The sequence below is a fragment of the Pedobacter ginsengisoli genome, assembly GCF_030244015.1.
Taxonomy (GTDB): domain Bacteria; phylum Bacteroidota; class Bacteroidia; order Sphingobacteriales; family Sphingobacteriaceae; genus Pedobacter; species Pedobacter ginsengisoli.
Map to the genome: position 1 here is coordinate 1,046,098 of NZ_JASSYX010000003.1, position 22,640 is coordinate 1,068,737.

General features: G+C 43.2%; 22 protein-coding genes. 10 read left to right on the top strand and 12 right to left on the bottom strand.

The genetic code is table 11. From position 1 onward, the window contains the following. Positions 1-54 precede the first annotated feature (54 nt). From QEP08_RS16815 to QEP08_RS16825, 3 genes are read right to left on the bottom strand one after another with little or no spacing between them, the layout of a single operon-like run. Complete coding sequence (locus QEP08_RS16815) at positions 55-414, bottom strand: DUF4180 domain-containing protein (protein WP_285059749.1); 360 nt, start codon at positions 412-414, stop codon at positions 55-57. A gap of 2 nt (positions 415-416) precedes the next feature. Further along, positions 417-1,706, bottom strand: a complete 1,290-nt coding sequence (locus QEP08_RS16820; protein ID WP_285059750.1) for a glycoside hydrolase family 2 TIM barrel-domain containing protein — start codon at positions 1,704-1,706, stop codon at positions 417-419. Between the two features lie 6 nt (positions 1,707-1,712). Beyond that, positions 1,713-2,687 (bottom strand): 3-keto-disaccharide hydrolase, encoded by a 975-nt coding sequence (locus tag QEP08_RS16825; protein WP_285059751.1) that lies wholly within the window; start codon positions 2,685-2,687, stop codon positions 1,713-1,715. A 119-nt stretch (positions 2,688-2,806) separates the two neighbouring features. Between QEP08_RS16825 and QEP08_RS16830 the strand changes: the two genes are divergently transcribed. Then, on the top strand, positions 2,807-4,138 hold the full coding sequence (locus tag QEP08_RS16830; protein ID WP_285059752.1) for a glycoside hydrolase family 140 protein: 1,332 nt from the start codon (positions 2,807-2,809) through the stop codon (positions 4,136-4,138). Here QEP08_RS16830 and QEP08_RS16835 read toward each other — a convergent pair. The 3 genes from QEP08_RS16835 to QEP08_RS16845 all read right to left on the bottom strand — a co-directional run bounded on the left by QEP08_RS16835 (position 4,119) and on the right by QEP08_RS16845 (position 9,561). Continuing rightward, positions 4,119-7,544, bottom strand: coding sequence for a ThuA domain-containing protein (locus QEP08_RS16835; protein WP_285059753.1), 3,426 nt, complete (start codon positions 7,542-7,544; stop codon positions 4,119-4,121). The two genes, QEP08_RS16830 and QEP08_RS16835, sit on opposite strands and share 20 nt — an antisense overlap. Before the next feature lie 108 nt (positions 7,545-7,652). After that, positions 7,653-8,870 (bottom strand): MFS transporter, encoded by a 1,218-nt coding sequence (locus QEP08_RS16840; RefSeq protein ID WP_285059754.1) that lies wholly within the window; start codon positions 8,868-8,870, stop codon positions 7,653-7,655. A gap of 85 nt (positions 8,871-8,955) precedes the next feature. Further along, positions 8,956-9,561, bottom strand: coding sequence for a murein L,D-transpeptidase catalytic domain-containing protein (locus tag QEP08_RS16845; RefSeq protein WP_285059755.1), 606 nt, complete (start codon positions 9,559-9,561; stop codon positions 8,956-8,958). Between the two features lie 111 nt (positions 9,562-9,672). Here QEP08_RS16845 and QEP08_RS16850 point away from each other — a divergent pair, with 111 nt between their 5' ends. From QEP08_RS16850 to QEP08_RS16860, 3 genes are all read left to right on the top strand, one after another. Continuing rightward, positions 9,673-10,134, top strand: a complete 462-nt coding sequence (locus QEP08_RS16850; RefSeq protein WP_285059756.1) for a carboxymuconolactone decarboxylase family protein — start codon at positions 9,673-9,675, stop codon at positions 10,132-10,134. A 71-nt stretch (positions 10,135-10,205) separates the two neighbouring features. After that, complete coding sequence (locus tag QEP08_RS16855; RefSeq protein WP_285059758.1) at positions 10,206-10,919, top strand: 2OG-Fe(II) oxygenase; 714 nt, start codon at positions 10,206-10,208, stop codon at positions 10,917-10,919. A gap of 35 nt (positions 10,920-10,954) precedes the next feature. Continuing rightward, on the top strand, positions 10,955-11,566 hold the full coding sequence (locus QEP08_RS16860; protein ID WP_285059760.1) for an alpha-ketoglutarate-dependent dioxygenase AlkB family protein: 612 nt from the start codon (positions 10,955-10,957) through the stop codon (positions 11,564-11,566). On the opposite strand, the gene QEP08_RS16865 is transcribed toward QEP08_RS16860, so the two are convergent. Both QEP08_RS16865 and QEP08_RS16870 read right to left on the bottom strand, forming a co-directional pair. Beyond that, positions 11,561-12,466: an NAD(P)/FAD-dependent oxidoreductase gene (locus QEP08_RS16865; protein ID WP_285059761.1), complete on the bottom strand. Its 906-nt coding sequence runs from the start codon at positions 12,464-12,466 to the stop codon at positions 11,561-11,563. The two genes, QEP08_RS16860 and QEP08_RS16865, sit on opposite strands and share 6 nt — an antisense overlap. Positions 12,467-12,782: 316 nt before the next feature. Further along, on the bottom strand, positions 12,783-13,421 hold the full coding sequence (locus QEP08_RS16870) for a 3-keto-disaccharide hydrolase (RefSeq protein ID WP_285059763.1): 639 nt from the start codon (positions 13,419-13,421) through the stop codon (positions 12,783-12,785). Positions 13,422-13,983: 562 nt separating this feature from the next. Between QEP08_RS16870 and QEP08_RS16875 the strand changes: the two genes are divergently transcribed. Next, a complete protein-coding gene (locus QEP08_RS16875) occupies positions 13,984-15,591 on the top strand; it encodes an alginate export family protein (protein WP_285059764.1) in 1,608 nt (535 codons plus the stop codon). Positions 15,592-15,638: 47 nt separating this feature from the next. On the opposite strand, the gene QEP08_RS16880 is transcribed toward QEP08_RS16875, so the two are convergent. Both QEP08_RS16880 and QEP08_RS16885 read right to left on the bottom strand, forming a co-directional pair. After that, complete coding sequence (locus tag QEP08_RS16880; RefSeq protein ID WP_285059765.1) at positions 15,639-16,274, bottom strand: hypothetical protein; 636 nt, start codon at positions 16,272-16,274, stop codon at positions 15,639-15,641. Beyond that, a complete protein-coding gene (locus QEP08_RS16885) occupies positions 16,231-16,527 on the bottom strand; it encodes a twin-arginine translocation signal domain-containing protein (protein ID WP_285059767.1) in 297 nt (98 codons plus the stop codon). Before QEP08_RS16885 ends, QEP08_RS16880 begins: the two co-directional genes overlap by 44 nt. A 227-nt stretch (positions 16,528-16,754) precedes the next feature. Here QEP08_RS16885 and QEP08_RS16890 point away from each other — a divergent pair, with 227 nt between their 5' ends. Beyond that, positions 16,755-17,015 carry a hypothetical protein gene (locus QEP08_RS16890; RefSeq protein WP_285059769.1) on the top strand — a complete coding sequence of 87 codons (261 nt, stop codon included), beginning with the start codon at positions 16,755-16,757 and terminating at the stop codon, positions 17,013-17,015. Here the strand turns inward: QEP08_RS16890 and QEP08_RS16895 are convergent. Together QEP08_RS16895 and QEP08_RS16900 are read right to left on the bottom strand one after the other, a co-directional pair. Beyond that, positions 16,990-17,685: a LytR/AlgR family response regulator transcription factor gene (locus QEP08_RS16895; protein ID WP_285059771.1), complete on the bottom strand. Its 696-nt coding sequence runs from the start codon at positions 17,683-17,685 to the stop codon at positions 16,990-16,992. The genes QEP08_RS16890 and QEP08_RS16895 overlap by 26 nt on opposite strands. Before the next feature lies 1 nt (position 17,686). Then, entirely contained in the window at positions 17,687-18,274 is a 588-nt protein-coding gene (locus tag QEP08_RS16900) for a sensor histidine kinase (RefSeq protein ID WP_285059772.1), read from the bottom strand. 728 nt (positions 18,275-19,002) lie between these two features. On the opposite strand from QEP08_RS16900, the gene QEP08_RS16905 reads away from it, so the two are divergent. The 4 genes from QEP08_RS16905 to QEP08_RS16920 all read left to right on the top strand — a co-directional run bounded on the left by QEP08_RS16905 (position 19,003) and on the right by QEP08_RS16920 (position 22,619). Continuing rightward, positions 19,003-19,215: a heavy-metal-associated domain-containing protein gene (locus tag QEP08_RS16905; protein WP_285059773.1), complete on the top strand. Its 213-nt coding sequence runs from the start codon at positions 19,003-19,005 to the stop codon at positions 19,213-19,215. Between the two features lie 82 nt (positions 19,216-19,297). Continuing rightward, complete coding sequence (locus QEP08_RS16910; protein ID WP_285059774.1) at positions 19,298-19,633, top strand: hypothetical protein; 336 nt, start codon at positions 19,298-19,300, stop codon at positions 19,631-19,633. A gap of 69 nt (positions 19,634-19,702) precedes the next feature. Then, the gene (locus QEP08_RS16915) at positions 19,703-20,182 is read left to right on the top strand and encodes a DUF3347 domain-containing protein (protein WP_285059775.1); all 480 of its coding nucleotides are present in this window, start codon (positions 19,703-19,705) and stop codon (positions 20,180-20,182) included. A 76-nt stretch (positions 20,183-20,258) separates the two neighbouring features. Continuing rightward, positions 20,259-22,619: a multicopper oxidase domain-containing protein gene (locus QEP08_RS16920; RefSeq protein WP_285059776.1), complete on the top strand. Its 2,361-nt coding sequence runs from the start codon at positions 20,259-20,261 to the stop codon at positions 22,617-22,619. Positions 22,620-22,640 lie beyond the last annotated feature (21 nt).

Sequence of the window (22,640 nt, forward strand, 5' to 3'; positions counted from 1 at the left end):
TCTTCAGAAGTTTACAATACTTATCAACTTAGCCGGAGTTATCCACTTTATGGATTATTTGGAGAGCTGCTCTATTGCTGTGCTGAGGTCAGGAAGAAAATTGACCTGCCTGCCATTGTTGCTTTCAAAAATAAAGTCCCTGATACTCTTTCCTCGGTACTTGCTGAAGTCCCCGATAATGACCAGCGGTACCCTGTAGTTGGAGAATTTCTGCAGGATTTCTCCCGCTATGCCGGTCTTAAGATCGAAGAAATCCGGGCTGATGTTTTTTTCATGGAGAATGATCTTGTCAAAGCCCTGGTAATAAAGATCCCCCATCAGCTGTAATCCATCTTCGGGATTGCTGACCAGTATTTCTTCTGACAGGACTTCTGCTGTTTTCGTATTTCCGGTATGGTGTGTTTCTATGGTCATTGTTATTCTACAAAAAAGGGAATATTTGCGGTAGCGACATGGTTATGCCCGTCGCTCACGTAGACAAATAAACGGTAAGCGCCAAGCTTTGTCGGCACAGTGAGCATCGCATTTGTCAGTGAGGTGCTGGTCACCATATCTGGTATGGCCACGGGCCTGCTTTCCCGGTCACCGCCTTGCCCCAGGTCAGTCGCTTCAGGCAGCAGTTCCCAGCGGACAGTTAATTTGTCATTGTCAGGATCTGAAGCGGAAAGTGCTATTAAGTATTTTTCCTGAGGATTGAGATGAATGGAACTGCGTGCACTTTTTCCGTCTATTTTCAGAGAGCTGATGTTAGGTGCACGATTTTGAGGCCATTTACCACTCCATTCATATTGCATCACGTCAAATACTTCTGAGGTTTCTCCAGCTTCTGTAAACAAGCCATACCAGGTAGGTGTCCGCTCCTGTTTCTGGCCCCATAGAAATACATACGAGCCCAGACAATTTTTATCTTTTAATATAGAAGCTTCATACCGTGTTTTATAGACTTCTGCTTTTTCAGTACTGGTTTCTTCTACCGGCGCTCCCCATGATGTTTTGGGGCATTCCCAATGGCCTGTTGGGCCCCATTCGGTAACCAGGTAAGGCCCATTCCATCCTGTGGTCTGCAATTGCTGGGGGACTTTGGCCAGGCCGCCATACACCTGTACAGACAGGAAATCCAGTGCAGGACACTTTGCTTTGATGTGGTCAATTTCTTTTTGATTGATACCAGCGAGCATGGTGGTGGCGGGATGGTTGGGGTCTTCTTCATGGATCATCTTTGCGATGTCATTGACCGCATCCCATACTTTCGGGTTTTTATAGTCCAGGTTCAGTTCGTTGCCAATACCCCAGGCCAGCAAGGCCGGGTGATCCTTGTATTTCTGAACTTCTTTGCGCAGTTTTTCCAGTTGTTTTTTTACCGCGGCGGGATCATCATAGTTGAAGCCATGGCGCTCACGGGCCACATCCAGCCCCATTGTAACAGTTAGCCCCAGCTGCTCTGCCCGGTCTAAATGTGCAGCGCCATTGTCAGTACCCCAGGTGCGGAAAGAATTGCCCCCGGCGGCTTTTAGTTTCTCTGTTTGCGAAGTCCCGCCTGCCCCTTTCACAAAATAGGGCAATCCGTTTCTTTTAAAGGTATAACCTGAGGCCGTTTTGCTGATTTCCACTTTTTGTGGCTTTCCGCTTTGGGGGGCGGCACTTATGGTAGAGGAACTGGCCATCAGGACAGCCGCCGCAAAGCAAGACTTGAGGAGTATTTTCATGTTGGCTTACTTAACTGGTGTGATCGTGATTTTCCTGTATTCAATCGGACCGTGGTCTCCCTGGATGTAGATCGGACCTGGCTCGCCTTCATTGCTGTCCAGCGCACCGCCGGTAATTCCAGGTATTTCCTGATTGGTGATCACTGTTTTGCCATTGACCACCAGGGTGATCATTCTACCCGTTAGGGTGATGTCGAAAGTTTGCCAGGTATTGGGGCCTAATGCAGCAATTTCACTAGGGGCAATAAAGCCATAGACCCCGCTAAACAATACGCTTGCCGGATGCTGCTCTTTTGGACTGTCTTCTATTTGTATTTCATGTCTTCCTCTGAGGTAAACGCCACTGTTGCTTCCTTTCTGATACCTGAATTCTACATGCAGTTTGAAGTCTGTAAATTTTTGATCAGAGATCAGATTGGCCCCTGATCTTGCACTGGTCAAAACGCCGTTTTTTACTTCCCATTGGTTTTGTCCCATTGCTTTCCAGCCGGTCAGGTCTTTCCCATTAAACAGCTCAATGGTTTTACCCCAAACCGGTGCAGCCGTCCTTTTCAAATATGGTGCTTTTACGCCTTTCCAGCTGTAAGTTTTACCCGCACTGGTGGTGATCGTTCCATTTATCCCTGAAGCTGCAAGCTCACCTTTTATGACAAAATCCTGATCACCTGCCTCCCATTGCGGCGGGATGGTGAAACCGAATTTTCCATTGTCAAGGGTAACCCTGGCAACTGGCCTTGCGCTGCCGCTGGCCCCAACAAAATAGCCGACCAGTGTTTTGACTCCTGACAGTTTTACTTCAAGCCATGAAGGTGCGGATTTGCCGTTTTCATCTATGGTAATGTCCCAGCGGCCTACCAACTGAGCTGTATCTGATTCGATTCGAGCAGCTGTGTTTTGGGCATTTACTGATGCGGAAGAGGAGGTGGCGAAACTTGCGGTCAGTAAGCCGCTTATACCTAAAATAAGAAGATTTTTATACATGATTTCTTTTTTCATCATGCAATATAACGAATCTGTCCCTGATTTCTATTCCGGTAAAATGGAACTGGAATATCTGATATTTTATTTAAGTTTGATATTGACCACATATTCAAACCATTATGAAGTTTAGAAACCTGATCATCGTAGCATCGATCCTTTTCGGATTGCCTGGCTTTGCACAGTTGAAAGTTAGTCCGGACAAACATTTTTTACAGACTGCCAATGGCAAACCTTTTTTCTGGCTCGCCGACACAGCCTGGGAATTGTTCCATAAGCTCACTAGGGAGGAAGCTGATCTTTACCTTAAAGACAGGGCCGACAAGGGCTTTACGGTAATCCAGGCGGTGGTGCTGGCGGAGCTCGATGGGTTGAACAAACCTAACCCCTATGGCGACAAGCCCTTGAGCGGCAATGATCCGGCAAAACCCAATGAGGCTTATTTTAAACATGTAGATTATGTGGTAAGAAAAGCAGAGAAGCTAGGATTGATCATTGCTATGCTGCCTTCCTGGGGTGATAAGTGGAATAAAGCATGGGGTGTAGGCCCGGAGATCTTTACTCCGCAGAATGCAGAGGTGTTTGGCGAATATGTAGGCAAACGGTATAAAAATAACGCTATAGTCTGGGTAATGGGCGGAGACCGGAATATTGAGGATCAGAATGACCGGGATATCATCGTGGCTATGGCAAAGGGGATTAAAAAGGGGGATGCAGGAAATCACCTGATGACCTTTCATCCTACCGGTGCCAGAAGTTCTTCAGAATTTTTTAAAGACGACACCTGGCTGGATTTTCACATGTCGCAGACCGGGCATTCCAAAGAATCGAAAAACTATACTTTCAACAGGAAGAACAGGGCCTTGACTCCTGTTCATCCACATGTAGACGGTGAGCCGAGGTATGAAGACCATCCCAATCAGTTTAATCCTGGTAAGTTTGGCTGGATGGATGATTTTGACGCCAGGCAGACCGCTTACTGGAGCATGCTTTCAGGGGCGATGGGGCATACTTATGGAGACCACAACATCTGGCAGTTTTATAATGATAAAAACCCTGTTTCCTGGGCCAGGACAAACTGGAAGATTGCTCTTGGTCATCCGGGGGCATTTCAGGTTGGACTGATGCGGAAGTTATTTGAAACTTACAACTGGCAAAGGCTGGTGCCGGACCAGACCGTGATCGCCAAAGATAATCCGGAGACGGTTGAATATGAAATGGGCTCCATTTCACAGGACGGGGATTTTCTGATGGCCTATCTGCCGTACGGAAGAAAGACAACAATTAATACTAAAAATTTAAAAGGGAGTAAGTTGACTGCAGCTTTGTTTAATCCGAGGGATGGACATAAACTGGTATTGGGAGAGTTTGACAATTCCGGCACAAAAGCAATCGCTCCGCCTTCTGAAGGAAGAGGGAGCGATTGGCTGGTAATTATTGAGCGGAAAAATTGATCCAGTCTATGCTGATCAGGTGCTGGTTTGGCTGAGCATCTTTTACAATAACAAAGTACAGGTCATGACGGCCTGTGGCTGTTGTGCTGATAGCTGCACTCAGTTTCTGATATTTTTCCCAGTTGCCTGTAGTGGTAAAATCTGCCTTGCTTACTATTGGTCCCTTTGGTGAATCCAGGTGCACTTCGATGCTTCCGTTTCTGTTTAATGAGGAATACAGGTAGGTAAGTTTGCCAATACCTTTCAGGTCGATGTTTTTAAACACAAAGTAAGATCCGTTGTGGATGCTGCCCAGTTGTTTCTCACCTTTATCCACATTGTGAAGCAGATCGGCATCTTCTGCCTGAACTTTTGCAGGACGCAGGATCAGTGTCTCCTTTTTGGTAAGCGGGGTAATTGCGCCTCCGTTGTCAGTATAAGAAGCTGAGAAAATATAACGTCCCTGGTCTTTTACAGCAAAGTGTTTATCCAGGGCAGCGCTACCCTGTGCAGGCAATGCGGTGTTTGCTTTTTTAACACCAAGGGATAAAATGTATTTGACAATTTCTGACGCATCTTCTTTGGAGATCTGGGGGTGTGCGCTCATGGCATGCTCGCCCCAAACTCCGCCACCTCCCTTGATGATCTTGTTGGAAAGTTTGTCAACAGCCGTCTTGTCGGTTGCGTACCGTTTAGCAACCCGCATAAATGATGGGCCTACGGAAAGCGCATTGACCTGGTGACAGGCTTTACAGTCGCTTCCTGCAATCAGTGATTTGCCATAGTTGTAAGTTGGGGTGATCTCCTGGTGGCCGACCAGTGATTGGTTGTTCTGGACTTTGGCAATGAAGTTGAGGTCTACCTTGATTTTTTTCTTGTCGATCACTTTGTCTTCATTGTCCTTTACGTCTACTTTATAATTGAACTTGCTTGCTTTTGGAAAAAAGAAAGAAGTATTGCTGCTTGCATTGATCGCAACCTGCGGCAGTGTATTGCCTACTTTAATCACAACAGTATCAATAGTACTCATGCCAGCCATGTCGGTTACTTTTAATGTGGCATTGTACACTCCGTTCTTTTGAAAGGTGTAGCTGACATCCTTTTCTTTTGAGGCGACAGCATTTCCTTCAAAACGCCACTCGTAAGAAAGTTGGTCATCATCGTCGTTATCAAAGCTTTTTGAACTGAACGCTACTTTATATGGTGCAAGACCGATGGTATCTTTTGTCTGTATTTTCGCGATTGGCGCACGGTTCCCTCCATTATAATCAATGCGCACCAAACGAGCATCCACATTGTCAATTCCATAAACAGAACCATATTCCAGCATATACATCGCTCCTTCCGGCCCTATTTCTATGTCAACGGGTCTTCTGAAATCGCCATTAGTTTCCATAAATGGTTCCAGGCGTTTATAGTTCTGGTTTTCATCCAGACGCACTGCGAACACCCAGTTGCGCATCCAGTCGTACATGAACAGGGCTTTGTCGTAGTATTCGGGAAACTTGGTGTTGGATTGTAACCCGGCATTGTAGTGATAAACTGGTCCTCCCATTGCACAACGGCCGCCTTCACCAAGGGCCGGAAACTCGGCTGACCTTCCGTAAGGGTACCAGACCATAGCTTTGGTTGGCGGAGGCAGCACTTTCATCCCGGTATTATATGGAGAGTTGTTGGTTGCTCCGTTGAGATCGAAATACGGTCCTACTTTTAAAGTTTTTCCCTTTCCCCTGCTCGCAAAGTCAAGTTCTTTATAAGGTTTACTGTCTCCGACAAAATATGGCCAGCCATAATTTCCTGCTTTTTTTGCCTGGTTAAATTCATCATAGCCCCGAGGCCCCTGAGGTCCGTCCTGACCGGAATCAGGCCCTACTTCACCCCAGTATACAATGCCGGTTTCGGCATCAACAGACATCCGGTAAGGATTGCGGCAACCCATGACATAGATTTCCGGCCGGGTCAGTGGCGTTCCTTTCGGGAATAAATTGCCCTCAGGAATGGTATAGCTGCCATCTGCTTCCGGATGGATCCTCAGGATCTTTCCGCGAAGGTCGTTGGTATTTCCGGCAGAACGCTCTGCACTATATACCAGCCTGTTTTCAAGTCTGTCTATTGGTGCAAAGCCATCGGATTCAAATGGAACTGTGTTATCGCCTGTCGAGATGTACATGTTCTTTTGTTTATCCCAAGCTATGGACCCCCCTGTATGCGCACTCACTTCGAGGTCAATTGGGATCTCGATGATCACCTTCTCTGATTTCAGGTCCAGTACATTGTCTTTACTGATGGGAATGCGGGAAATGTGTTGCTTGTATTTGCCACCAGCCTCTGCGGTATTGAAAAAGTACAGGTAATTGTTGCTGGCAAAATCAGGGTCAATACCGATTCCAAGCAGTCCGTTCAGGTATTTATCCACTGCTTTTACCGGAAACTTATAGACCAGTGTGGTCTTGCCATCTGCCGGATTATATACAAAGAAATTACCGGCACGCTCTATGAAAAACACCCTGCCGTCTGGTGCTACTGAAAGCTCCATGGGTTCGTTGAGGTCATTGGACAAAACAGTTTTCGTAAAACGGTTGTCTTCCGGTTTTTTTACCGCATAGGATTTGGAATAATCCAAAACCGCATTGTTCCCAATCGCATATTTGATCCCGCCAAGTAAGTGTTTCACAAACAAGGGTTCAGTAAAGCTCTCATCAGTATGGCCACCTCCGGTGTAAAATGCACGCCCGCCGTCAAAATCATGGTACCACGCGATGGGGTGATTATTGCCATTCTCGCCACCTTCATAGCTATTTTCGTCGAGTTTGGCGAGTACTTTGAGATCGCCCTGAATGCTTTTATAATTGTACCATTCGTCGGTACGTTCCCATCTTTTCGGCAATCCTTGTGTAGACACATGAGTATCATCTACAACATCAACGGTAGCTTTGCGGACATTAGGATTACCAGGGTGGCTTTTGAAATAAGCACCAACAAGTTTATTGTACCATGGCCAGTCATATTCGGTATCTGCCGCGGCATGGACGCCCGCATAGCCGCCTCCGGCTTCAATATACCTTTCAAATTGAACCTGCTGGTCGGCATTGAGCACATTCATGGTGGTACTCAAAAACACAACTGCACTGTAGTGTTTCAGGCTATCTTCTACGAAATAATCTGAATTTTTTGTTGTATCTACTATAAAGTTGTTTTCCTTTCCCAATTTTTGAATCGCTGCAATTCCGGCAGGTATAGAGGAATGGTAAAATCCTTTGGTTTTGGAAAACACAAGTATACGGGCTGGTTTAGGAGGCGCCGTACTGACCACCGCAGCAGCGTTTTCCGCTTTTGGTTTGACAGAGCCACAGGAGTAAAGAATGATTGAAATGCAAACTGCAGAAAATACAGTACTGTATAGTTTCGGGTATTTGAATTGAAGCATAGCGATTTGGTTAGTTGGTGTGCTGACCAGTAAACTTAGTAATTATCTCAAAAGCTTAGTGTTAAATTTACACCAATAACTGTCACTCTTTTGTTACAAAAGTGCGGATTAACCAATTGATGCTGATTCAGTTCTTCCTGATAACTTATAGATCGTATACATGATTATCGCTGACGCTATGCTCAGGACCAGGTAACTGGCAGACAAATTCACTTCATCCTTTGCAGGTAAAAATGAAATGATGGTATAGCTCAATGCGGAAACCACCACATAGGTAATACCCCCGGTAAGCCCGCTGGCTATGCCTGCATTTCTAGGAAATTTACTCAGACAGAAGGTAAAATAGTTATTAAATATGTAACCAGCTGTGACGTGGATGATAAAAGCAAAGAAGATTAGGGAATAAAGATTTGAAATAAAACTTATGCTGAGGATCATCAACGCAACAAATAACATTTGCAACACAAGATTGGCCGCCATCTTTTTAAAAAAAGGTCGGTCAATGGTAGCCTTGCCGATAAAGCCACCCACCATCCAGGCAAATCCAAGGATCAGTGAGCTATATCCAGCTACGACCGGAGTTAAATTAAAGTGGTGTTCAATGATAAAAGGGCCAGTCATGTTGTAAATCATGACCATGCTATAAGCCAGTCCCAGCATTATAATACCCAGGGAAAAACTGGTCGTCCTGATCATCTCTATGTACACACTTATGATCTTCTTAAGCGAGAATACGGAAAACTTTTTCAGGGTTTCACCGCTATATATATACTCCAAAATGGCCATGATCACTGCCAGTCCTGCAAGGAGGTAAAAGTTGGATTCCCATCCAAATACCGTTTGCAGATAGCCTCCGACAAAGGGGGCGACGATCGGCCCGGTAGACCAGATGATAGAAAAAAGGCTCAGATAATGCTTCAGCTTGTCTCCTTCATAAACATCAACAAAAAATGCACGCTTGGCTACGATCACGGTGCCGACTGTAAATCCGTGGATGATCCTCATGAGGTAAATGAGATAGATGTTCTGGGTATTGGCAATAACAATGCTGGACGCAGCAAAGACCAGCAAGCAAATCAGGCTCAGCTTATATCTTCCAAAACTATCCAGTATACTTCCAATAAACAACTGAGAGACTCCATAGCTGATTAGGAAGAGGCTTAAGGTAAGCTGCACCTGCAAGCTGCTTACCTGCATCGTTGCTGCCATTGTAGGCAGAGAGGGTATATAAATATCTGTTGCAAAGCCCGATAAAGGGAGCAATGCAAAAGCCAGGATTGCAGAAATGCCCTGATTTTGTTCTTTTATGTACTTTATTGATTTCAACTCTTATGTGTACTAAATTAGTCTGGGCAAATTTACTCTTCAGCAAATCTTTAGCGGCAATCTTTAGAACACCGTTTTGTAATGTTTATTTATAAACCCAGAGCAACATATTTTTTTGCCCGCTTTTGATCAGGTTATCTATTTCGATCATAGTGAGGTCGGCGACGACGGGACAGCCCAGGCTCACCCCAAAAAGGCCGGAAGGATAAATTTCATATTCGGGAACGGGGGTATAAGAATGTAGCACAACTATCCTCTTGTAAGCGTTATTGTTTGTGCTGTCCAGGCCATGCATTTTGTAGTGTATGTTTATTCCCCATTTGCTATACGATCTGATGCCCAGTCTGTACCTGCCAAGTGATGTACAATTGCTATTGACCTTGTTGCTAAAAACAGCCTTAAAAGGTGTACTCCCTCCGCCGTTCCCGTGTGCGCACATTCCCTTGATAACGATCTTTTTCTTTTTAAAATCATAAACAAATAGCCTGTTTCTTCCCGAATGGATGCTCATGTCTACCAGGATACAATAAGAAGTATTCAGCCTGTTTGCGTTGCAGTATTTCAGTGCCTCCGATACCTTTTCCTCTAATTTTTTATCAGGCGAGGAGAGTTTAGCTTCTGTCCCGGAACATGCAGAAAAAGCAAGCAATATTGCCAGAATTGCAGTAAGATATTTCCGGGAGCGTTCCATGGTTCTGTCTAACTAAGATATCAAAAATATTTTCTTGCTGATGTCCTGTTTTCTTTTCCCCATTCGATATGCAGGTGTAATTCAAATTTCACCATCATTAAAAACAAAAACATGGAACAGAGAATCAATTTTTTCGAAAAAGGTCAGGATGCGATCAAAGCGCTTCATGGTATCAATGCTTACCTCACCAAATCTCAAATAGAAAAACCTCTCCTGAATCTGATTTATTTCAGGGTATCGCAAATAAACGGTTGCGCCTATTGCCTGGATATGCATGCTAAAGACCTGCGTGCTGCCGGAGAAACCGAACAGCGTCTTTATGTTTTGGCTGCCTGGCATGAGGCCCCTTTCTATACCGACCGTGAGCGCGCGGCACTGGCATGGGCAGAGGCTGTAACAAAAATCAGCGGAGCAGATGTTCCTGATGTTGTTTACCATCAGGCAAAAGCCCAGTTTTCTGAGGAAGAATTAATTGAGCTGACACTGGCAGTTATTGCGATCAACAGTTATAACCGCATCAATGTTTCTTTCAGAACAGTTGCGGGATCTTATCAGGTGGGTCAGTTCGCTTAAAAAGGCAAGATTCGGATTTTATTCTTTTATAATCCTGCAGACTTTTGACCTGTTCATTTAAATCAAATGTTATGCAAAGTATTTTATCAAGAATTGAATCCATAGATTGGGGGACCGTCACGGAGTCCATGCATGAAAATGGCTATGTGGTGATCCCCCGGTTTTTAGAGAACACCGAATGCGAAGAATTGAAAAGGGAGTATAACAACCCTGAGATTTACAGGAAGACAGTCGTCATGGAGCGTTACCGTTTTGGGCTTGGGGAATATAAATATTACAGCTATCCTTTACCTGCGGTCATTCAGCAAATCAGGGAAAGCATTTATCCAAACCTTGTCCCGGTAGCCAATTCCTGGATGAGTGTATTAAAGATGGACACCCGCTTTCCCGGTACGCTCCGGGATCTTCATTTGCTTTGCGAGGACAATGGTCAGTTTAAACCAACTCCCCTGATCCTGAAGTACGGCAAGGGCGGATACAATACACTTCATCAGGATCTCTATGGGGAGATCTATTTTCCGATTCAACTGGTATTGTTTTTAAATGAACCTGATGAAGATTTTAAGGGGGGCGAATTTATATTGATGGAGCAAACTCCGCGGGCACAGTCAAGGGTGGTAGTGCTTAACCCGAAGAAAGGAGATCTGCTGGCCTTTACTACAAATTTCCGTCCGGTAAAAGGCAGCAAGGGTTATTATCGGGCTAACATGAAACATGGCGTAAGCGAAGTCCGGGACGGTAAACGCTATACTGTTGGAATTATTTTTCATGATGCATTGAGTTAGTTCATTTGGTAATGTTAATTTTATATCCAATTGTGATGACAGACTTATTCAGTAAAGGAACGGCCAGTGAAATTAATCTATTGCCATATGACGGCGAGGTAAATTACTATGGCAGGTTGTTTTCAAGTCAGCAGGCCAGCGATTATTATAATACTTTATTTCATCATATTGAATGGAGAAATGATGAGGCCATTATTTTTGGTAAGCGCATTGTCACTAAAAGAAAAGTGGCCTGGTATGGCGATACTGAATTTGAGTACACCTATTCTAATGTTACTAAACTTGCGCTCCCCTGGACTAAAGAATTGCTGGAGCTGAAAAAGATCGCTGAAGAACAGACAGGCGAAACCTTCAACTCCTGTCTGCTCAATTTATACCATACGGGAGAAGAGGGGATGGCCTGGCATAGCGATGGGGAAAAGGACCTGAAAAAGAATGGCGCAATTGGGTCCATGAGTTTTGGTGCTGAAAGAAAGTTTTCGTTTAAACACAAACAAAATAAACAGATCGTTTCTGTTATTTTAGAAAACGGCAGCCTGCTGGTCATGAAAGATACGACTCAAACACATTGGCTGCACCGATTACCGCCTACGAAACTCGTTACAAAACCCAGGGTGAACCTTACCTTCAGGACTATTATTTTATAGTCCTGCGATCAGTTCATGATTAATGAAAGCACCAGCCTTAGTTCCAGCACCCACGGTTATTGAAAGGCTCCGAAACATGGTAGAATTATCTCCTGCCGCATATATTCCAGGAATACTTGTCTTCTGGAAATCATCTGTTTGGATGTATCCGGTATCCGTCATCTTGCAACCCAGCTTTGCAGGAATGTCACTGTGCTGCTCAAAAGGGATCTTTGCATAAAGTGCTGTCATCTTTGAACTGCTTCCGTCACCAAATAACAATTCATCGAGGAAACCGTCGATATGACGGATTTCCCGTATAGGTGTTTCAATGACATTAATATTGAGCTGGAGCAATTGTTCGCGCTGAGATTCGTTAATGGTTGATGCCCCATTGGTAAACACGGTCAGTTTCTTTGTCCAGTTATTAATTAGCCTGGCGAATTCGAACGCCTGGTCACCATTGACTAAGATACCGGTTTGTTCATTCCTGTACTCATAACCATGGCAGTATGGACAGTGAATGACAGAAATGCCCCAGCAATCGGCAAACCCTTTAATCTCTGGCATGAGGTCTTTTATTCCTGTAGCAAACAGGAGCTTTCTGGCAGCAAAAGCTTGCCCTTCTAAGTTGTAAACTGTGAATCGATCATTTTCACCTTCTACCCTTATCACCTGGCCTTCTATGAATTCTATTGTCGGATATTGCATTACTTGTGCCTTACTTACTCTTGCAATGCTTTCAGGTGTATTTCCGTCTTGTGTAAGAAAATTGTGTGAATGTGGAGTCTGCCAGTTACATGGTCTACCGCCATCAATGATTAGCACATGCCTCATCGCCCGACCTAGTGCCATAGCGGCTGACAGACCCGCATAGCTTCCTCCAATAATGATAACGTCATATTTGTTGTTTGTTTTCATAATTAAGTTTTTTAATAATCAATCCGGAAGGCACAGACAGAACCATTCATCACGCAACAAAGTTGCATAATTATGCTTAAATTAAAGAATACCTTTTGCAACATAGATGCAATAATTTCTGGCTTTATATTGGGTACTGGTTGATTAGCCTATAAAGACAAAGAAATTTCGCAGCAAGTCCGTCATATAGCCAACATAGCAGTATTTCTTTCTTCAGAAATGGCAGGTAAAATAACAGGCGTTACAATCTATATAACCTGCGGTACTGCCAGCGGTCTCAATTACAAAACGACCTCCATATCCTTCAAATAGGTCATTAATTTGGCAACGGTCTTACCATAATATCTTTATAAAAGACAACACTCCCCGGATCGTGGCCCTGTAAAGCAAAGGTTCCGCTAGAAAAAGCTTTACCCCCGGCATTCTGTTTACCAACTTCCTCAGGCTCTGTATATTCAACAACCGTCTTCCCGTTAATCTTGATCGTCACCGTCTTACCCTGAACTTTAATGTATTCTTCATACCACTCATTGTCTTTCACATAAGTTTCCTTTACATCCTGAACACCGTATAAACTACCTGTTCTACGCCAGTCACTTTGCGAATTGTTCACCTGAACCTCGTATCCCTTGTTTGGAAATCCCTCCTGCTGAAATGCAGTATGGATGAAGATTCCCGAATTGGCCTTTGGTTTGGTCATCACCTGAGCCTTAAATTCAAAGTTTTTGAATTCGTGGTTACTTACCGGGCCATCGTAGAACAAGTGGGAAATTGGTCCGGCTACTTTAATCGCTCCATTTTCCACACTAAATGTTTCTGGATTTTGATTCTTTTTCCAGCCATTAAGCGTCTTTCCGTCAAAAAGGCTAATCCAGCCGTCCGATTTCGTCTGCCTAACGGCCAAACACGAGATTAAAAAAAGTGGGATGGCACAAACAGCGATCAGTTTTCTCATTATTTTAATGATTAGGTGTCTAGTTCTTTTGATTTATAAAATTAAAACTATCCGAATTTAAGAATAACATATGAAAATACAGCCATAGTCAGTCAATCTTGACTAAATGTTGGCGAAGCAACCATTTTTAGCATAAAAGAATAAATCACACTTTTTTGGCATTAAAAACTCAAAACAAAAGCACTAACTTATTTTTAAAATAAAAATTACAATAAAAAATCAACAAAACGAATGAAATATCTAATTATCAATACAAAAAATCAAAGAATCTTACAAAGAATGCCTAAAATTCACATCATATCACAAAAAATAATAGTCAAATCATTTATGATTATGAATAATTCGACTTAATTAGATGATTTTAATCACAAAAAATCCATTTTATCTAAAAAAATTGTCAACTATCATAATATTAGATATATTTATGCCAGACAGCGACTAAAAATTCAGATATAATTTACCTATGACAAGAATCTAACCCATAAAAAAGCCCCGCCGGGAGGTCGCATTCCCAGTGAGGCAGATAGTTTTCGATCGCTTTAACAACAAAAAACCTTTTCAAATGTATAAAAATGTACGCTATAAATCCGTAGTCTTTGCAGTATTTTTAATTTCAGCGCTCTTTGGTTTCAACCCCGCAGAAGCCCAAATCAGTTTAAATGCACAACTTCGCACACGGACAGAACTTCGTAACGGATATGGCAATCTCGTTTTATCTGATGCTAAAAAAGCAGCCTTCATTTCGCAGCGCACCCGTCTGAATTTTGGCTACAAATGGGATCTTCTATCCTTTGGTGCAAGTGTTCAGGATATCAGGGTCTGGGGAGCCGATGCTTCAACCATTTCAACCGCCGACGGTAATCGGTTTATGCTCCACGAAGGTTGGGCAGAACTCACACTGGCCAATAAGGCGGACACCAATATTAAGTTCAAATTAGTAGACCAGCTTTCATTTAAAATAGGCCGGCAGGAATTGATATACGACGACTCACGGCTTATTGGGAATCTCGACTGGCTGCAACAGGCACGTCAGCATGATATGGCCCTGCTAAAAATCATGCATCATGGCTGGCAGGTTGATCTTGCTTATGCATTTAACCAAAATTCAGATGCCGGCGGTATAACCAACACCAACTATTTGCCAGGCAATTTACCTGCCTACGTCAAAAATAGTTTTGGTACACTCGTGCCGCTACCGGCTGGTCTTGTTCCGCTTGCCGCAGGCGGCAGTGCTGCCAACAACAGTTCAAAATCAGGAACCCCTGTCTACAGCAATCCTCCTGGCACCAATGGCGCGACACAAAATTATAAATCATTTAGCAGTCTTTATCTAAGCAGAAAATTCAACCAGACCAAAGTCTCAGCCCTGTTTTTCAATGACAGCTTTGGCCGGTACAAACTTGACTCCGCCGGCAGCCTCTCCACAGGTTACGTATACGGACGCCGTTTTGTTCCCGCCAGTCCGGCCGACACCTATAACTATGGAACCAATAGCAGATATACTTATGGCCTGATGGTAAGCCCAACCTTCGGCAATGCTTCAGGCTTTGGTAAAATTGCAGTGCAAGCCGCCTATTATCACCAATCGGGAGATGACAGAGACGGAAACACAATGAATGCATTCCACTATTCCATTGCAGCGACCTATCAAAAAGGACTTTTTAGTATAACACCAGGTTATGACGTACTATCAGGAACCAAAACTACGGACCTGGTCTCGGGCAAAAATAACTCCTTCGACCCGCTTTATGGCACTCCTCATAAGTTCTGGGGATATATGGATTACTTCTATGCCGGCAGCGGATCTCCAAAGGGCGGATTAAACAACCCATACCTCAAATTTAAATATACAGCCAACGCTTTTGCATTAGGGCTTGACCTCCACTATTTTGGATTGAACCAGGACATGAAAAAAGCTGACGGAACGCTCATTGGCAAAAACCTTGGCGAGGAGGCAGATCTCCAGTTGAGCTATAACATGAACAAATTTACGAATATAGAATTCGGTTATTCCATGATGAAGGCCACCATCAACATGCCATATGCCAAAGCACAGGCCATAAACGATGAAGCCGCCGCATCATTTGATAAAACAGGAACCTGGGCTTATCTCATACTTAAGTTTACGCCTGATTTTTTTTACAGCAGGCCCGTAGCGATCAAACAGTAATAAACCAACACTAATCCCAACTCAAATGAATATGGGCCGAAGTCATGCTATGAAAAGGTAATGTTTAAGCTTTCGTTCGTATTAACAGTGACCTTCTTATAGCATTTAACCAGAAGTTCAGAGCCTTTGTGCTTTAATTCGACAGGAATATTTTGAGACCCCAGCATTACCGAAACCGACTTCATCGCACCAAAACCCATATTACTAAATGCAAGTTCCCCCAACTGTAACCTACCATATTTCAAGTTTATAGTGTGGACTTGCTTAGCTCCGATCTTTTTCTGTCTATAACTGCCCCAGCCACTGGCAGATGTAAAGGGTGCTTTAAAGTCTTCAGCACTCCAGGCCGGAGAAAATTTAATATAACCCCTGGGGCCATGATGGTCAAACCCACATGCACTAATGAAAGTCCCATAGCTTGCCATAGCCCGTGCATAATGGTCACTACATTCGATCTCATTAAATGGATTTCGTTTCGAAGCATGGTATCTGTTATGAATAACCCTGGTAAGGATCAGACTTTCTTCAACCATACCTTCAGCCATCAAATGTGCGGCGACCTGGTGCTCAAATCCACTCATACATTCATGAAAATAACCCAGCTGCCAGGTTACATTTTCTCCAAATGGTTTGGGCTCATTATGCGGATTGGTATTCATCACCATACCGCCCTCGCCAGGCAAGGCATATGGTCTGCCTCCTATATATGTATTTAAATTCGTTCTTACTTTTGAAATAAGCCGTCCCTTGACCTCTCTTATGCAATGAACTGACCCACCCTGAGTCCAGCCCTTTATCTTCAGGAATATTGTGCAGCGGGTAGTCCAATGCGAACATGCTTTTGCCCCATACGGGAAAACGAATGGCAGCAATGCCCACAGTCAGCAGGCTTGCTTTTTTAATAAAATCCCTTCTGGTCGATGATGTCTTGCTCATGATAAAATATCTGGCTTTCAAACCTGTTCTTTCAAAACGGAAGTTAAAGAAAAGCACCGAAAGATTTTGCCTTTACACCAAATCCGCCTTACACCAATAACACAGGCGTATCCCAACCCGGGTTGACGCTCTTCAGACCCTGTCAACCCCGAGTGAGGGTCGTGTGCGCTACGGGTGTGACCCGCATGTGAGGTAAGACCAGGGTTAAGGGAGACAAAGTGGTAGTCATGAACAACGGGCCAGCGGCAACCATCAGGGAAATTGTGGAAATCCCATTGAAAAGGTCCCGCAGCAAGAAAAATACTGTACATGATCCAAAGTATATGGAAATTCACGACCGACAGCTGAACCTCCTGATTGATAAGTTTTCTATAGAGGACTACCGCCGGCGGATGGAATCATGCTATGACTTTCGGGAATGTTGTGGAACGGATAAACCATTTTCTAAAGATATAAGCTCCATCAACCAGTGTGCTTATGGGCCTTGAGCAGGTTAAAAAATTGCGTTTTATGGCTTTCGCTAACAGGAATCCGTTCATCACCAATGTGAATTCGATTGCGTTCAATATGTTTAATTTTATCCAGCGCTACAATATATGATTTATGCACTCGCGAAAATTTCGAAGCCGGCAATAATTGCAGGATGTCGGAGAAAGACATTAAAGTCATAACCGCTTTATTTTCCAATACAATGGACAAGTAATCTTTCATGCCGACAATATATTGGATTTGACTAAGGTCAATCCGTTCCGTACGGTATTCCGTTTTCACAAAAACAAAAGAGGGCTCTGCTATAGTTTGATTTTTCATTTCGTCAGCAACCTTATTCACCGCTTTAATCAATCGATCAAAACCAAAGGGTTTTAACAGATAGTCAGACACGCTGTACTCATAACTCAGCAAAGCATATTGGCTCTCTGCCGAAGTAATGATAATTTTAGGCAAATTCATTAAGGCTGCCATTAATTGCATCCCGTCGAGTTCATCCATACAAATGTCCAAAAAGATCAGATCAACTTTACTTCTGTTTAAATAGCTAATGGCGGAAACACCATTATTAAAAGTTGCACGTAAATCTAAAAAATCTATTTTTTCAATATACCCTTTTAGCTTTTCTGCAGCAAGGGGTTCGTCTTCAATTATAATGCAAGTGATCATGCTACATTAGTGGAATCTGTAAACTCACTTTAAAGATAGGTCTTGCAGCTACGATTTCAAAGGTGTATCTTCCCGGGAACAGCAGATCCAATCTTCTTTGCAAAGTCTCTAATCCAAACCCGCCGTCAACAGCTATTTTGGCAGTATCGTCATAAGGATTACTGCAAGCTAAAGTAAGAATTTTGTTCTCCATGGTAATGGCAATCGAAATGGCCTCGTTGCTGTATTTTTTGCTATGATGTTTAAAAGCATTTTCGATGATTGGTATAAGCAGGAGTGGCGGAATGCTGTGATCTGATGCTTGACCGCTAATTCTAAAGTCAATTAGTTTTTCTGCTTTGTATCTTAGCCTGTAAAGGGCTATCACTTTTGCAATATAATCCAGTTCTTTTTGCACGGGCACCAGGTTGCCGGCACTGTCATAAATCATGTACCGCATCATATCAGAGAGGTTAATCAACGATTGTGAAGCAAGTTCAGGGTCACTTCCAATTAGTGAGTCGATATTATTAAGCGTATTGAATAAAAAATGTGGATTAACCTGTGCCTTCAAATAACTTAATTCACTTTCGAGCTGTTTACGTTGCAATTCATTTTTTAATTGCCGGTCTGTAATGCCATTGAGAAAGCTGGCGAACAAAAATCCCAGAAGTCCAAAAAAGCTTAAAAAAAGAAAACTATTGTGATAAAGGACAGCAGTAATTATTTGATCATCCAGCTTTAAATAAACTACCGGCAACCCCAGGATAGCAAGGATTCCTGCCGCGTACCAAAGTTTCTTCCGCTTTGACTTTATAAGGCCTTGATATAAGAAATAAAAAATATAAAACGGAAACAATAACGTGAGCAATAACATAAAAATAGTGGTCCGAACAATACTGTTGCTCAATATCAAATTTGCACCGGAGTCAATAATTAGCGTTTTAAAGCCTACATATATGACAGCATATAAGAACAACCAAAGCAATAGATGGGCGAAAATTAAATACGGTTTTTTCATTTAAGTATAAATTACCTCACTAAGGTCTATCATTTACAAATTCGCAAAGAACAGACTAGACAAGATAGCGGATTTTACCGACCAGTTATGAAGTTTAATCTTCAAGCTGTCAAGTGTTCATTAGATAACATCATATGCCAAACACATTCATAAATTTAGTGCCGTAGGTCCTCCGTCCGTAAGAGCGACTATAAAAAATGCCCCCTTAAAACGATTAATGTAAATTATATAACTTTTTCACAAAATCATGTAAATCCTATGCCTGTCACACAACCTACATTTGTGTCAATAATCGTTTAAACATTATTCAATGAATTATGGAAACATTACAATTTAGAACAAACATTAAATGTGGCGGATGCATTGCGACTGTTACACCATATCTTAATGATGTCCCAAAACTGAAAAGCTGGGAGGTAGATACCGCAACTCAGGAAAAATTGTTGACTATAAACGGAGAGCCTGGACTGGATGAAAATCTAATCATCGATACACTGGAAAAAGCGGGATACCAGGCTGAAAAAATATAATAAACAATTAATCAGTCCAAATTGTTACCTCTTCGGTACGGTTGGATGATCCCGTATTATGACAAGAAATAAATCCATATCGATGAAAGCAGCGTTTTTGCTGGTTGTGTTTTCACTGAACACGTTTACCGGTTTTGCTTGCGCCGTCGGGATGGAGATGAATTTCAACAAAGGCCATCATCAGTCTCAAAACTGCTGCAAGGACGCAGCCACTAAGCTGACCGCAAGTGATAAATTAATACAACGTACTTTTAACACCAGCAAGCTTTCAGTACTTTTTACGATGTTGCCGGATATTACTCCTCCGCAAAGCCTTGCACACCGTTTACCTGCAAATCTTCCAAATACATCTTTCTCAAGGCATTGCCGATCTCCGATAAAGGATGTACGGATTGCGATACAAAGTTTTCAGATTTGATTTAACGTTTAACATTTCCCAGAGGAAACCCTTCCGTTTAAACAATTATTTACTTATTAAATCAAAAAAATGAAAAATGTACTTCTATTAGTTACTTTAATTGTAACAGCCCTTACACAAACTGGTCGTGCCCAACATGTACACACTACAGACAAAACTAAAGATCTATTATCGGCGTACTATAACCTCAAAGCTGCTCTTATAGAGGGAAATACAGCATTTGCTGCGACAAAAGCAGCCGAATTTGCCAAGGTCATTTCTGATACCGATGAAAAGACAGCAGATAAAGCTGCGAAAGCATCCCTTCAAAAACATGCCGATGCGCTGGCAGCAAGCAAGGACCTTAAAAGCCAGCGCAAACATTTCTCAGCTGTTTCTGAGGACATAATTGTGCTGGCCAAAACGGAAAAGCTTTCGGACGCCCCAATTTATCAAATCTATTGCCCAATGAAGAAAAGTAATTGGCTGAGCAACGAGAAAACCATAAAGAACCCTTACTACGGCAGTACAATGCTTACTTGCGGAAAAGTGGTTGCGACAATCAAATAATTTCAACAATACGAATCAAGCTGCCACAAAGCTGGAATCAACATCAAAAGAACTGCTCTCCAGAAACAGATAAGTCATGAAAAATATAATTGTATTTATATTACTAATGGTTCTTTGCGGGACCGTTTATGCACAGCACGAAGGACATAGAAATAAAGCCCCGTCCAAACCGAAAGCAAATGTTTCTCAACCAATCAAAAAAAACTCCGGCACCCAGGTTCAAAACGAAGATGTAAAAGGAAAGAAGATGCATCAACCTAAAAAAGTCCGGTATGACCTGTATGTCAAAGACACGCTCGTAAATTTTACCGGTAAGACGAAAAGAGCAATTGCCATTAATGGCAGTATCCCGGCCCCTGCGCTGGTATTTACAGAAGGCGATACCGCAGAAGTATATGTACACAACATGATGGACGAAGAAACATCTATTCATTGGCACGGCGTATTTTTACCGAACAGGTTTGATGGCGTTCCATACCTGACACAAATGCCAATAAAAGGACATTCTACTTATGTATATAAATTTCCGGTGATCCAGAACGGCACCTACTGGTACCACAGCCACACCAGGGTACAAGAGCAAAGCGGAATGTATGGCGCACTGATCTTCAACAAAGTCAATGAACCCCGAATGCCTGCAATACCGGTTGTGCTGAGCGACTGGACAGACATGGACCCCAAAGAAGTTGACCGTTCCCTCCACAATGCTACTGATTGGTTTGCGATAAAGAAAGGATCCGTACAGAGCTACGCTGAGGCTATTGGGAAGGGCTACCTTAAAACCAAGGTTGCCAATGAATGGAAACGGATGAACGCCATGGATGTCAGTGACGTATATTATGAAAGCTTTCTCACCAACGGGAAGCCAGTGAGCGAATATCGTCAGTTTAAAGCAGGGGACAAAGTAAAACTGCGCATAGTGGATGGCGGCGCCTCGACCTATTTCTGGCTGACCTGGTCCGGAGGCAAGATTACTGTAGTAGGAAATGATGGCAACGACGTCGAACCCGTAGAAGTTGACCGGCTTATCGTAGCTCCGGCGGAGACTTACGATCTGATCGTGACGATCCCCGAAAACATGAGCTACGAATTTCTGGCTACAGCTGAAGACCGTACAAAATCTACTTCACTATGGCTGGGCAGCGGAATGAAGATGCCGGCAAAGCCACTCGGAAAACTCAAATACTTTGAGGGCATGAAAATGATGAATGGGATGATGAAGATGAATGGAGACATGGAGCCTATGGGTATGCAAATGAGCAATCAGCAAATGGACATGAACGTGGTCATGTATCCAGAGGTCACCGGTGTCGAATATGGTATCAAAAAAAGCATCCAGAAAAAGAAAACGGCTATGCCAGTAAAAGAGGAGGCTCATAAAGAACATCATATCGACGGAATGGACATGGGAAACGGTGACCAGCCTGATTTGGTAACCCTCAATTACGCAATGCTGCGTGCCACCGAAAAAACGACGCTGAGGCCAGGTCCGTTAAAAGAGATGCGCTTCGAGTTAACTGGCAACATGAACCGGTATGTGTGGACCATCGACAATAAAACGGTTTCGGAAAGTGATAAAATCCTGATCAAAAAAGGTGAGAACGTACGGATTGTGCTGTACAACAATTCGATGATGCGCCATCCCATGCACCTTCATGGTCATGATTTCCGGGTTTTGAATGGTCAGGGTGACTATGCACCTCTAAAAAATGTCCTGGATATTATACCAATGGAAACCGATACCCTCGAATTTGCTGCCACGGAAAGCGGAGACTGGTTTTTCCACTGCCATATCCTCTACCATATGATGAGCGGGATGGGGAAAATCTTCAGCTATGAAAATTCCCCGCCCAATCCAGAGCTGCCTGACCCAAAATATGCACAGCGCAAACTTTTCAGTGATGACAGGATGTTTCATTTCATGGGAAATATAGGCCTTGAGAGTAACGGCAGTGATGGCGAACTGATGCTGGCTAACACCCGTTACCGTTTGTCAACTGAATTCAGGATCGGTCTGGAATCTCATCACGGCAATGAAATCGAAACCTATTTCGGGCGGTATTTTGGCAAAATGCAGTGGCTCTTTCCTTTCATTGGGTTCGATTACCACCAGAACAGCATGGAAAATGAAATGGAAAACAACCTTTTTGGACAGTCCAGTAATCAAAACAATAGAAAAGCTGTCGTAATCGGTCTTCAGTATACACTGCCTATGCTGGTTACTGCGGAGGCAAGACTGGACGATAAAGGAAAGCTGCGCTTCCAGCTGATGCGTGAAGACATGCCGATTACAGCAAGGTTAAGATTGAACTTGATGGGCAATACCGATAAAGAGTACATGGCAGGACTGCGCTACAATATAGCTAAATACTTTTCCCTCTCTACGCACTATGATAGCGACATGGGCTATGGGGCAGGAATTACCTTGACTTATTAGATCTGATAATTTAAACACTAT